This is a genomic window from Methylobacterium sp. 10, from assembly GCF_000519085.1.
In the GTDB taxonomy this organism is placed as follows: Bacteria; Pseudomonadota; Alphaproteobacteria; order Rhizobiales; family Beijerinckiaceae; genus Methylobacterium.
The window spans coordinates 2,570,392-2,581,847 of the sequence record NZ_KI912577.1; the positions used below are offsets into that span (position 1 = coordinate 2,570,392).

Genomic DNA, 11,456 nt, shown 5'->3' on the forward strand with positions numbered 1-11,456 from the left:
GCGGGGTTCGCCGGTTTCGCCTCCGGCTGCCGGTTGTTGTCGGGGTCCGGTGTTGCCACCTGGATGCCGGCCGGAGGGAATCCACCCTGTCGACCATCGATCCTTTAAGACCCCTGGCGGCTGTCCGGCAGTTGGCCGGATGCCCACCAACCGACACGCGGCCACAGGCACGTGCGAAATTGGGCAAGGCGCATATACGTTCGATGCGTCTCCGCAACAAGGAAAAACGGTCCGGCGCACGCAAAAAACCCGACCGTTCCCCGGCATTGTGACCGCGAAGGCTCACACGAGTGCGGAGGCCCTTTTCAATGCGTGTCGAACGGGTCATTGAGCAAGCGGTTTTCATGCTGTTCGAACCAGGCCGATCCACCGCCTCATCCTGAAGTGCCAGAGCGTAGCGGAGGCCTCGAAGGAGGGCTCCGGCGCGCATGGCGACCTCCGAAGGATTCCTTCGAGGCCCGCTGAGGCGGGCACCTCAGGATGAGGCGGTTGGATGGGACCGTGCGGGGAAGCCCGATCGTCCCTCACCACCGACCAGAGCCACAGGATCATGACCGAGCCCACCCGCCGCGCGCTTCTCACCGGGATCGCCGCTCTGTCCGTCGCCGCCACGGCATCGACGGCGCAGGAGGGGCGCGCACCCAAACCCTTCGAGTTCGAGGAGGTGGAGCGGCGCGCCGAGGATCTCGCCAAGGTCGCCTACGATGCCCGCGTGCCGACCCTGCCGGCGCCCATCGCCAAGCTCGATTACGATGCCTGGCGCGACATCCGGTTCCGGCCGGACAAGGCCTTTCTCGGGGGCGACGGCAGCCCGTTCCGGCTTCAGCTCTTCCATGTCGGCTTTCTCTACACACGCCCCGTCACGGTGAACCTCGTGCGACGCGGCATCGCGACGCCGATCGCCTATCAGTCGAGCCTGTTCGACATGGGGCGGACGAAACTCGACAAGCCGCTGCCGGTCGACCTCGGCTTTGCCGGCCTCCGCTTCCACAGCTACCTCAACAAGCCGAACCTCCTCGACGAGCTCATCGTTTTCCTCGGTGCCAGCTACTACCGCTTCCTCGGGCGCGATCAGCTCTACGGACTGTCGGCACGGGGCCTCGCCCTCAATGTCGAGGGGGAGGGCGCCCCGGAGGAATTCCCGGTCTTCCGCGAGTTCTGGGTGACGATGCCGGAGACGAACGCCGACGCCCTGATGGTCCACGCCCTACTGGACAGCCCCTCGGTGACCGGCGCCTTCGCCTTCACCGTGAAGCCCGGCGACGAGACCAGCGTCGCCGTTCGCTCGACGCTGTTCCCGAGGGTCGCGCTCCCTTCCGTCGGGCTGGCGCCACTGACCTCGATGTTCTTCATCGGCGAGAACGACCGTCACCACTCCGACGATTACCGGCCGGAGCTCCATGATTCCGACGGACTCCAGATCGCGGCCGGATCGGGCGAATGGCTGTGGCGCCCCCTGGACAATCCGAAGGCGCGACGCATCTCGTCCTTCGTCGATCGCGATCCCAAGGGGTTCGGTCTGATGCAGCGCGACCGCGCCTTCGAATCCTACCAGGATCTCGAAGCCTCCTATGGCAGGAGGCCAAGCTACTTCGTGGTGCCCGAAGGCGGCTGGGGCGAGGGCGCCGTCACCTTGATGGAATTGCCCACCGACACCGAGGTCAACGACAACATCGTCGCCTATTGGCGCCCGAAGCAGCCCTATCCGGCGGGCGAACCGGTTCGGCTGTCCTACCACGTGCGCGCATTGCGTTCGGGGACCGAGCTGCATCCGGGCGGACGCGTGGTGAACACCTTCCTGGCGGCCACCAGAGCCAGCGGCGCCGCTAAGGGGGAGGAGGCGAAAGGGGCGTTGAGCCGACGTTTCCTCATCGATTTCGCGGGTGGCGAACTGCCCTATTATCTCCCCGACCCCGGCAAGGTGGAGGTGGTGGCCGGTGCTTCGCGAGGGCGGATCACCGCGACGTCACTCACCCCGAACCCGCATACGGGCGGCCTGCGCGCGGCGATCGACGTCACTCTCGAGGCAGTGGACGAATCGACCGACCTTCGCGCTTTCCTGCGTGCCGGCGGCCGCACCCTTTCGGAGACCTGGCTCTATCCCTGGACCACAGCGTGAGCGCCCAGGCCCGCACGAAACCCTCGGTCGCCTCGGTCGCGATCCGCCCGGCGACATTGGGCGACCTCGACGCCCTGGTCGCCCTCGAACACGCCGCCTTTTCCGGAGACCGGGCGGAGCGGAGGGCGATCCGCCACGCCATCGGCTCTCCGTCGATGTCGCTGCTGGTGGCGCTTGATGGCGGTGATAAGTCCATCCTCGTCGCGGCGGCCACGCTGGAGCGCCGGAAAGGAAGTCTCAGCTGCCGGCTTTCGTCCATCGCCGTGTCCCCGGGACGCGCGGGACAAGGACTCGGCGGCATCATGCTGGACGCGGCGGAAGCCGATGCGAAAGCGCATGGCCGCAAAACGCTGCGGCTTGAGGTGAGAGCCGATAACGGAGCGGGCATTCGCCTTTACGAGCGCCATGGCTACGCACGCTTTGCCATCCTCGAAGAGTATTATGAGGATGGCATGGAAGCGTGGCGCTACGAAAAAGCCTTGTAGTCAAGCGTCGATGGCATGCCCACAATCCGGCCTGCCAATGCCATCATTCCGGACCGCTGGGCGGAGCCCGGAGCGATGCGCAATGGCTGGAACTCGGATCCGAGACCGGGAACGGTACCGTGTCGGATCAGTCGCAGGACTCTCGGGTCACCGTCTTGCGGTCGCCCTCTTCGTTCTCGCGGGTCACTGATTTGACCCGACAACCATCACGGGTCTCGCGAGTCTCGACGGTGCGGGTCTCGGATTCCGGCCGCTCGATGATGACGCGCTCGGGCACGTCACGCTCGATGATCGTGGTCTGGGCCTGAACCGCGGAAGCACCGAAGAGGGTCAGCAACGCGGCGGTGGTGAGGATCGATTGACGCATGGACATCTCCTTCGAAACCATGCGCTCCAACGATAGGGCGAGCTAGACCGTTCCCATCGTCGATCCTGAATTACCGAATTCTCCCACCCGCCCCTCGCGACGGACTATCCCTCGATCTTCGAAAAATCGGCGACTTCGAGGGTGGCCGCCCGCAACGCGTTGAGCAGGGCGAGGCGGTTCTCGCGCAAGGCAGGATCGTCCGCATTGACGATGACCTTCTCGAAGAAGGCGTCCACCGGCGCGCGCAAAGTCGAGAGCGCCCGCATGGCCCCCGCGAAATCTTCAGCCGCCACGGCCGCCGAAGCGGATTCACGCGCCGCGACGAGTGCCTGAGACAAGGCCTGCTCCTCCGGCTCGCCCGAAGCGGCGATGGCGGCACGGTCGGGTTCGGCCTCGTGGGAACGCCCGTCCTTCTTCTCCTCGATCCGCAAAATGTTGGCCGCGCGCTTGTAGCCGGCGAGCAAGTTCCTGCCGTCGTCGGTCTCGAGGAACTGACCCAGCGCCTCGACCCGGCGGACGACCATGAGAAGGTCGTCCTGTCCGGCGAGAGCGAAGACGGCGTCGATCAGGTCGTGGCGGGCGCCCTGGTCGCGGAGATAGACTTTGAGACGGTCGGCGAAGAAGCCCAGGAGATCGCCGGGAAGGGGATTGTCGAGGCTCGCGTGATTCTTCAGCGCGGCCATATCGCGCTCGTCATCTCCGGAAAAGGACATGACGACGACGTGCCGGTTCTTCTGAACATAAAAAGCGTCCTCCAACACATCCTCTCGGAGATGCAGACGCAATCCATTCTCCAGAATCAGCCGGACCACGCCAAGGGCTGCCCTGCGCAGTGCGTAGGGGTCTTTGCTGCCCGTGGGCTTTTCATCGATCGACCAGAAGCCGGCAAGGGTATCGAACTTGTCCGCCAAGGCCACAGCGATCGAAACAGGATCGGCCGGTACTCGATCGGATGGACCGACAGGTTTGTAATGCTCTTCCACCGCCGCACAGACACTGGGGTGTTCGCCTTGAAGCGCCGCATACTTGCGGCCCATGAGGCCCTGAAGCTCCGGAAACTCCCCGACCATCTCGGTGACGAGATCGGCTTTCGCGAGTTGAGCGCCGCGGCTGGCGAGTTGTACGTCGGCGCCAATGGCGGGTGCGATGCCACGCGCCAGCGACGCGATACGCGCCACGCGCTCGCCCTGTGTACCGAGCTTCTCATGGAAGACGATGGTGTCGAGCTTCGACAGACGGTCTTCGAGTCGGATCGCCTTGTCGGTCTCCCAGAAGAACTTTGCGTCCGAGAGGCGGGCGCGGACCACGCGCTCGTTGCCGCCCGTGATCGCGATGCCGCCGTCGCTGGCGACGAGGTTCGAGACCAAGATGAAGGCGGGAGCCAGGGTGTCGGTGCCGGACTCACGCAGCACGAAGCACTTCTGGTTGGCGCGGATGGTGGCGCGGATCGCCTCGGCCGGGATGTCGAGGAAGCTCGGATCGAAGGTCCCGAGGAGCACCACCGGCCATTCCACGAGGCCGGCGACCTCGTCGAGCAGACCCTCGTCCTCCACGAGTTCGAGGCCGCGCGCGAAGGCGAGGTCGCGGGCATCGTGCAGGATGATGTCCTTGCGCCGCTCCGGATCGAGTACCACCTTGGCGCGCTCAAGCGATTGGACGTAATCGTCGAACCTCCGCACCTCGATGGCTTCCGGTGCCAGGAAGCGATGACCGTAGGTGGTGGTGCCGGCGGTGATCCCGTCAACGGAGAAAGGCACGGTCTCGGGCGTTTCGGTCTCAGGGCCGAAGGTTGCCACAATGGATTGCAGCGGCCGCACCCAGCGTAGGCTTCCCGGCTGGGCGGAGGCCGCGCCCCATCGCATGGATTTCGGCCAAGGGAAGCTCTTAATGATCGCGGGCAGGATCTCAGCCAGTACCTCGATCGTCTCGCGACCGGCCCTCTCGAGCACGGCCACGTAGAACTCGCCCTTCTTCGGGTCGGTGACGGTGGTCGCTTGATCGAGGCTCGTCAGGCCCGCACTCTTCAAGAATCCCTGGATCGCCCCGTCCGGCGCGCCGACGCGAGGCCCCTTGCGCTCCTCGCGCACGTCCTTGCCGCGCGGGGGCAATCCGGCCACGTGAAGGGCGAGGCGGCGCGGCGTGGAGAAAGCCTTCGCGCCCTCGTAGAGGAAGCCGCGCTCCACCAGGGCATCGGTGACGAGCTTCCGCAGGTCGTCCGCCGCACGCCGCTGCATGCGGGCGGGGATCTCTTCGGAGCGCAATTCGAGGAGGAGATCAGGCATGGGGTCAGGTCGCGTCCGAAATGTTAGTCAGGATGTCGTTGGCGCGACTGTTGCGGCCATCGATTTTAAGGCTGGGAAGTAAAAGTCATCGGGCATTTTATAGAAAATGACTGATCACTATAAATAATCTATCCTTTCACGCCACGCCGCCACCCGCCGTCTTCAGCCACGCGGCCCCGCAGGCCTTGGCTAGTTCCCGCACCCGCAGAATGTAACTCTGGCGTTCGGTCACCGAGATGACGCCGCGGGCATCGAGCAGGTTAAAGACGTGGCTTGCCTTGATGCACTGGTCGTAGGCCGGCTGCGCCATCCTGTGCCGCCCCGCATCATCGTCCGGCGCGCCCGCATCGAGATACGTGCGGCAGGCTTTCTCCGCATCGGTGAACTGGCGGAACAGCATGGCGGTGTCCGCCGCCTCGAAATTGTGGCGCGAATACTCCTGCTCGGCCTGGAGGAAGACGTCGCCATAGGTGACCTTGTCGTCGCCCGTACCACCGTTGAAGTTCAGGTCGTAGACGTTCTCGACGCCCTGCACGTACATTGCGAGGCGCTCAAGACCGTAGGTGAGCTCGCCCGCGACCGGCGCGCACTCGATTCCGGCGACCTGCTGGAAATAGGTGAACTGACTCACCTCCATGCCGTCACACCAGCATTCCCAGCCGAGTCCCCAGGCCCCCAATGTCGGGCTTTCCCAATCGTCCTCGACGAAGCGGATGTCGTGGAGCTTGAGGTCGACGCCGATGGCGTCGAGTGACGCGAGGTAGAGCTCCTGCAGGTTCGGCGGGTTCGGCTTCAGGATCACCTGGAACTGGTAATAGTGCTGCAGCCGGTTGGGGTTCTCGCCGTAGCGGCCATCCTTCGGGCGTCGCGAGGGTTGGACATAGGCCGCCTTCCACGGCTTCGGGCCGAGCGCCCGCAGGGTGGTGGCGGGATGGAACGTGCCGGCCCCCACTTCCATGTCGTAGGGCTGGAGGATCACGCAGCCCTGCGCGGCCCAGAAATTCTGCAGCGTCAGGATCAAGCCCTGGAACGAGGTCCTGGGTGCGAGATCGACAGCGCTCGGCAGGGCTTGTGCGCTCGACATGGTGAAGCTTCCGGTCAGCGGGAAAGGGCGGCAGCGTTTAAGAGGCGGGCTTGCGGAGTCAAGCCGAGCCGCTCCTCTAATGCGGGTGCGCGGCGGCACACATTTTCGCCACGATCGGGTTTATCGCCGGAACTGTCTCGCTTGTCGCTTGTTCTAAGCACAAATCAAGGGATCAGCCGGCTCGCAAAAGAGCGGCGAACATTGCGGAGGCCGGACCATGCGCAAGTCGATGACTGTATTCGCCGCACTTTTTGCAGCGTCTTTGGCCGCCACGCCGTTCGTCGTCGGAGCCTCGAACGCCCTGGCGACCACCGACAAGACGGACATCGTCGCCATGCCGACACCCGTGACGGCCATCGAGGTCTCCTCCGTGCCGACCCCCGCTGCGGCAGTATCCTGCGCGCGTAAGGTCCGGGTCGTCTATTCGGGCTATGGCGCCCCGTCTCCGGCCTGCACGGTCGCCATCCGCTGAACTCTCACAGCCCGTAGCGCGCCCAGACCGCTCGCTCCTCAATAGCTGAGAGGGCATCGGCCGCGAGACCGGTGCCGGCTAAGCCGATCATGGTCGAACCCGGCACGGCCCGCCTCAGCAATCTGCCCACGAACGAGCCCTGCTTCTCGGCGACCAGCTTCAGCACGACGTCCTCTCCAAAGCGGGCCCTCAGGGTCGTTCGCACATCTCCCAACTCATCGACAAGACCGAGAGGAAGCGCCTGTCGTCCTGTCCAGACCGCGCCGGTGAACAGGTTTGCGCTGCCTGCCCTTACGGCGGGCCTGCGCTCGTTGACGAGTGAGGTGAAGAGATCCTGAACGTCGGCCTGGATCGCCTTGAGCCGCACGAGGTCCTCGGGATTCTCTGGACGGAACGGATCGAGCATGGCCTTGGCCTCGCCCTGGGTATGGACGCGGCGCTCGATGCCGATCCGTTCGATGAGCTTGTCGAACCCGAAACCGGCCGAGACCACCCCGATCGACCCGATCAGCGAGGTCGGATCGGCGACGATTTCGTCCGCTGCGCAGGCGATCATGTAGCCGCCGGAAGCGGCCACATCCTCCACGAAGGCGTAGACGGGTAGCTTCTTCTCCACGGCGAGCGCACGGATGCGACGGTGGATGAGGTGGGATTGCGCCGGCGACCCGCCGGGCGAGTTGATGACGAGCGCCACCGCGGACACGCCCGCCATCCCGAAGCCGCTTTCCAGGCTGGACGCCACCGTCGCCATGGAGAGGCCGGACCGCAGGGGCGACACGGCACCGATGACACCGCTGAGCCGGATCACCGCCACGGTGGGTTTGCGTCTACGCCACGCCTTCGGAACCATCGGGTGAAGGAAGCGCGGCAGGACCAGGGGCATCGGTTTCGTCTCGGTTGCACAGAGAGGTGTTCGGCACGGAGGCGTGGGACTGCCCTCGCTTCCGGACCCGACATCACGAAATGGCGACGATCGAACTGTTTTACAGGCTTCGCCGTTTCACTCTGCCGGTATCGCAGCACTCGGCCGCAGGCGAGCGGTCACCGAGGAGAGACCTGCCAAGACAGGGAGACTGACCATCATGCGTATCTTGACGTGGATGATCGTTCTGATCGGGGTGCTTGGAGGGGCCTACGGGTCACTGTCCCAGGCCCGAGCGGCACCGCTACCCGTGGCCTCCGTCGTGGGCACAGCCGGAACGGAACTCGTGGAGAAGGCGCATTGGCGTCGACACCACTGGCGCCGCCGGCATCATTGGCATCGGCGCCACTTCTGGCACCGTCCGCGTTACGGCTACCGCCGGCATTACTGGCGGCCGCGCTACTACCGCCCGGTCTATGGCTATCACCGTCCGGCCTATGGATGGCGCCGTCCCTATTGGCACCGGCGTCATCGTTGGCATCGCCATCACTGGCACCGCCGCCATCACCATTGGCGTCGATTCTACTGAGAGGCCGACCCGGAACCGTCTCCGCTTCACGGCAAGGAGGGCCATCCTCGCCGTGAAAACCGTCAGGGTGGCCAGGGCAGCCCGCGGTGAAGCGCATCGGCCTCCGCCGTCGTCGTTCCATCGGCGTCCTGCAGGATGAGGGGAGGCGCCAGAGTGAACGGCGCACGGCTGCCCTTGATGCCCGTTACCAGCAGCCGGATCGCCGATCGCTCGATTTGTGCCTGGACCGGCCTCACGACGATCCCGCCGAAACGCCTCTGCAGGGCGGCGAGACAGTCCGGCAGCGCATCGGCGCGATGAACAAGGCCGAGCGTGCCACCGGGCCTCAGGAGGTCGAGACAGGCTTTGAGCCAGGATTCGAGATCGCCATCGCGAAACGTATGGGCCGAGGCCTTTCTCGGGACGGGCGATGGCCTGTGGCGTCCCGATACGAAGAAGGGTGGGTTGGTCAGGACGATATCCGCCATGTTCGACGAGAGGCCCGCGGCCCTCCGGTTCTCCACGGAGAGAATATCGGCGGCAATCACTCTGACCCGACCATTGACGCCGTTCCCGTCTATGTTCCTCGCCGCGAGGGCGGTGAGATCCGGGTCACGCTCCACCAGAATGACCTTCGCCGCCGCCTCGTAGGTAGCCACCGCCAGCCCCACCGCACCGGTGGACGCGCCGACATCGACGACGACCGCCCCCGGTTGCGGTCTCACCAATCGACTCAGGAGCACTGCATCGGTGCCGGCGCGATGCGCGCCGCGCGGCGGCTGATACAGGCGAAGACGGCCACCGAGCCATAGATCGGCGGTCGCGGCCTCGGCGTTGAGCTCAGGCATCACGCAGTTCATGCGCAAGGCCTGCGTCCTCCAGAAGCCGTCGCGCATCGGATGCATGATCGTCGGGAACGAGAAGCCGGCGGGCGAAAGCGCCGATCGAGCCTTCGAGCAGGCTCATGTGAGTATCGGCGATCAGGACCGGGATCTCCGCCCCCTGCAACAGCGACTCGGCAAAGCCCATGAGGACGATGTCGTTGCTCCGGATCAGCTCTCTCATGCGTCCACCCGCCCCATCGGCGGCTCACTGCCGCCGCCCTTTGTATACAGGGAGAAACGCGGGATGTTGCAGCGCCTCGGCGCGCATGCGAAGGGGTGCCCGCGTGGATGTTGGTCACGGGAGATTGCCCGGTCGAGCGGATCGGCCCGAGCGGCGGGTACGCTGCTGGAATCTGCCCGGTGTGAAAAGCTCGGGAGGCATCGCGTTTGGGTGTCGTCGTTTCCTTCGATGAGGGCCGCTCCGATCCGGAGTCGAGCCTGAACGATCTTGTGGCCCTGGTCGCCAAGGGCATGGAGCGCGTGAACGCGACCATCCTGTCGCGGACCGGGTCCGACGTTGCGATGATTCCGGAGGTGGCCAACCACCTCATCGCCTCCGGGGGCAAGCGCTTGCGCCCCATCCTCACCCTCGCCACCGCCGATCTCTGCGGATACGGGGCCGGGGAGGGGGCAGTGAAGCTCGCCGCCAGCGTGGAGTTCATGCACACGGCAACCCTCCTCCACGACGACGTGGTGGACGAGAGCGACATGCGGCGCGGCCGCGTGGCGGCGCGGATCAAGTGGGGCAACGAGGCGAGCGTGCTCGTCGGCGATTTCCTGCTCGGCCAGGCCTTCCGCATGATGGTGGAGGTCGGATCGCTCCGCGCCCTCGACATCCTCTCGGCCGCTGCGACCGTCATCGCCGAGGGCGAGGTGATGCAGCTCACCGCCGCCAAGAACACCGAGACCTCGGAAGACGAGTATCTCGCCGTCATCCGCGCCAAGACCGCGGAACTGTTCGCCGCCGCCTGCGAGGTGGGACCGGTGATCGCCGACCGTCCGAGGGCGGAGCAGGCGGCCTGCCGCTCCTACGGCATGAATCTCGGCATCGCCTTCCAGCTCGTCGACGATGTCCTCGATTACGGAGGTACCAGCGCCTCCATGGGCAAGAATGTCGGCGACGACTTTCGCGAGGGCAAGATCACCCTGCCGATCGTGCTCGCCTTCCGGCGGGGGACGGAGGAGGAGCGGGCGTTCTGGCGCCGGACTCTTCAGGATGGACAGGTCGAGGCGGCCGATCTCGACACGGCGCTGGCGATCCTGCGGAAGCACCGCGCGCTGGAGGACACGATCGACCGGGCGCGGCATTACGGTGCCATCGCCCGCGACGCCCTGGCGCTGTTCCCCAACGGGCCGATGAAATCGGCCCTGCTTCAGGTCGTGGATTTCTGCATCGCCCGGGCTCACTGAGCGGATAGCGGCTCGTCACGCGAGCCGGATCAGGATGAACCGTCACCGCAGTAGGGCGGCTCGGACCCACCAGGATGGCTGCGTCGCGCGGATCGCGGCAGCCGCCCGAACCGCATGAGATCGGGTCGCGAACAGGCCGAACACCGTCGCGCCGGAGCCGGACATGCGGGCGAGCCGGCATCCCGGCTGGTCGCGCAAGGCCGAGAGTGTGTCTGCGATGACGGGCGCGACCGTGAGCGCCGGTGCTTCCAGATCGTTGCGGGCCGGTGTCACCGCCGCCAGGATCTCGCCGAAACCGAGTCCCTGCGCAAGGATCGGATGGGCCTCGCCGGAATGCCGCTGCCCCACCATCAGCCCCAGGGCCTTAAAGACCGGCGCGGTAGCGACCGGTGTGCCGGGATTGATCAGCACGGCCGGCAACGGCGCAAAATTCAGCGCTGGCCCGACATCCTCTCCGGCGCCGCGCATCATCCGGCCGCGCGGATCGAGGCAGACGGGTACGTCGGCCCCGGTGGCGCGGGCGGCCTCGACGATGGCGGGATGGTCGAGGGGAAGGTCGTTGAGGCGCGCCAGGAGCCGCAGGGCGGCGGCGGCATCCGACGATCCACCGCCAATTCCGGCAGCGACGGGCAGGCGCTTGACGAGGTGAAAGCTACCGATGCGAAGGCTGGGGATGGCTTTGGCCAGCCCACGAGCGGCGCGGATCACAAGGTTGGCGTCCAGCGGACCGGCCGGTCCGGCGGTTGGCCCGGACGTGTCGAGGGTGAGGTCGGCGCCGGGAGCCAGGCTCAGGGTGTCCCCCGATCCGGTGAAGGCCACGAGGCTTTCGAGCTCGTGATAGCCGTCCCCCTCACGACGGCCGAGGACGTGAAGGGTGAGGTTGATCTTTGCCGGAGCGCGGGTGACGAGGACGGGCACGGCTT

General features: G+C 65.9%; 12 protein-coding genes. 5 read left to right on the plus strand and 7 right to left on the minus strand.

The genetic code is table 11. From position 1 onward, the window contains the following. Positions 1-550: 550 nt before the first annotated feature. Together K368_RS0111860 and K368_RS0111865 are read left to right on the plus strand one after the other, a co-directional pair. A complete protein-coding gene (locus K368_RS0111860) occupies positions 551-2,119 on the plus strand; it encodes a glucan biosynthesis protein G (RefSeq protein WP_027172607.1) in 1,569 nt (522 codons plus the stop codon). Then, positions 2,116-2,604: an N-acetyltransferase gene (locus K368_RS0111865; protein WP_027172608.1), complete on the plus strand. Its 489-nt coding sequence runs from the start codon at positions 2,116-2,118 to the stop codon at positions 2,602-2,604. Before K368_RS0111860 ends, K368_RS0111865 begins: the two co-directional genes overlap by 4 nt. A 127-nt stretch (positions 2,605-2,731) precedes the next feature. Here the strand turns inward: K368_RS0111865 and K368_RS0111870 are convergent, their stop codons facing one another. The 3 genes from K368_RS0111870 to K368_RS0111880 all read right to left on the minus strand — a co-directional run bounded on the left by K368_RS0111870 (position 2,732) and on the right by K368_RS0111880 (position 6,337). Beyond that, positions 2,732-2,971, minus strand: a complete 240-nt coding sequence (locus K368_RS0111870; protein WP_027172609.1) for a hypothetical protein — start codon at positions 2,969-2,971, stop codon at positions 2,732-2,734. A gap of 104 nt (positions 2,972-3,075) precedes the next feature. Next, complete coding sequence (glyS, locus tag K368_RS0111875) at positions 3,076-5,253, minus strand: glycine--tRNA ligase subunit beta (protein WP_027172610.1); 2,178 nt, start codon at positions 5,251-5,253, stop codon at positions 3,076-3,078. Positions 5,254-5,389: 136 nt separating this feature from the next. Beyond that, positions 5,390-6,337 carry a glycine--tRNA ligase subunit alpha gene (locus K368_RS0111880; RefSeq protein ID WP_051439851.1) on the minus strand — a complete coding sequence of 316 codons (948 nt, stop codon included), beginning with the start codon at positions 6,335-6,337 and terminating at the stop codon, positions 5,390-5,392. A gap of 217 nt (positions 6,338-6,554) precedes the next feature. Here K368_RS0111880 and K368_RS0111885 point away from each other — a divergent pair, with 217 nt between their 5' ends. Continuing rightward, positions 6,555-6,809 (plus strand): hypothetical protein, encoded by a 255-nt coding sequence (locus K368_RS0111885; RefSeq protein ID WP_027172612.1) that lies wholly within the window; start codon positions 6,555-6,557, stop codon positions 6,807-6,809. A gap of 4 nt (positions 6,810-6,813) precedes the next feature. Here K368_RS0111885 and K368_RS0111890 read toward each other — a convergent pair whose 3' ends face one another. Beyond that, positions 6,814-7,692, minus strand: coding sequence for a S49 family peptidase (locus K368_RS0111890; RefSeq protein ID WP_027172613.1), 879 nt, complete (start codon positions 7,690-7,692; stop codon positions 6,814-6,816). Positions 7,693-7,891: 199 nt separating this feature from the next. Here K368_RS0111890 and K368_RS25965 point away from each other — a divergent pair, with 199 nt between their 5' ends. Then, positions 7,892-8,260, plus strand: coding sequence for a hypothetical protein (locus tag K368_RS25965; RefSeq protein ID WP_081739556.1), 369 nt, complete (start codon positions 7,892-7,894; stop codon positions 8,258-8,260). Positions 8,261-8,322: 62 nt separating this feature from the next. Here the strand turns inward: K368_RS25965 and K368_RS0111895 are convergent, their stop codons facing one another. Both K368_RS0111895 and K368_RS0111900 read right to left on the minus strand, forming a co-directional pair. Continuing rightward, on the minus strand, positions 8,323-9,087 hold the full coding sequence (locus K368_RS0111895; RefSeq protein ID WP_027172614.1) for a methyltransferase: 765 nt from the start codon (positions 9,085-9,087) through the stop codon (positions 8,323-8,325). Continuing rightward, a complete protein-coding gene (locus K368_RS0111900; protein WP_027172615.1) occupies positions 9,080-9,304 on the minus strand; it encodes a DUF2007 domain-containing protein in 225 nt (74 codons plus the stop codon). Before K368_RS0111900 ends, K368_RS0111895 begins: the two co-directional genes overlap by 8 nt. Positions 9,305-9,510: 206 nt before the next feature. On the opposite strand from K368_RS0111900, the gene K368_RS0111905 reads away from it, so the two are divergent. After that, the gene (locus tag K368_RS0111905) at positions 9,511-10,533 is read left to right on the plus strand and encodes a polyprenyl synthetase family protein (RefSeq protein ID WP_027172616.1); all 1,023 of its coding nucleotides are present in this window, start codon (positions 9,511-9,513) and stop codon (positions 10,531-10,533) included. A 42-nt stretch (positions 10,534-10,575) separates the two neighbouring features. On the opposite strand, the gene K368_RS0111910 is transcribed toward K368_RS0111905, so the two are convergent. After that, positions 10,576-11,451, minus strand: coding sequence for a 4-(cytidine 5'-diphospho)-2-C-methyl-D-erythritol kinase (locus tag K368_RS0111910; protein ID WP_027172617.1), 876 nt, complete (start codon positions 11,449-11,451; stop codon positions 10,576-10,578). Positions 11,452-11,456 lie beyond the last annotated feature (5 nt).

Excerpts from the sequence above, each read along its gene's own strand:
- K368_RS0111870 (WP_027172609.1), bottom strand. The coding sequence starts at position 2,971 with ATGCGTCAATCGATCCTCACCACCGCCGCGTTGCTGACCCTCTTCGGT.
- K368_RS0111895 (WP_027172614.1), bottom strand. The coding sequence starts at position 9,087 with ATGCCTGAGCTCAACGCCGAGGCCGCGACCGCCGATCTATGGCTCGGT.
- K368_RS0111900 (WP_027172615.1), bottom strand. The coding sequence starts at position 9,304 with ATGAGAGAGCTGATCCGGAGCAACGACATCGTCCTCATGGGCTTTGCC.
- K368_RS0111860 (WP_027172607.1), top strand. The coding sequence starts at position 551 with ATGACCGAGCCCACCCGCCGCGCGCTTCTCACCGGGATCGCCGCTCTG.
- K368_RS0111890 (WP_027172613.1), bottom strand. The coding sequence starts at position 7,692 with ATGCCCCTGGTCCTGCCGCGCTTCCTTCACCCGATGGTTCCGAAGGCG.
- glyS (WP_027172610.1), bottom strand. The coding sequence starts at position 5,253 with ATGCCTGATCTCCTCCTCGAATTGCGCTCCGAAGAGATCCCCGCCCGC.
- K368_RS25965 (WP_081739556.1), top strand. The coding sequence starts at position 7,892 with ATGCGTATCTTGACGTGGATGATCGTTCTGATCGGGGTGCTTGGAGGG.
- K368_RS0111880 (WP_051439851.1), bottom strand. The coding sequence starts at position 6,337 with ATGTCGAGCGCACAAGCCCTGCCGAGCGCTGTCGATCTCGCACCCAGG.
- K368_RS0111885 (WP_027172612.1), top strand. The coding sequence starts at position 6,555 with ATGCGCAAGTCGATGACTGTATTCGCCGCACTTTTTGCAGCGTCTTTG.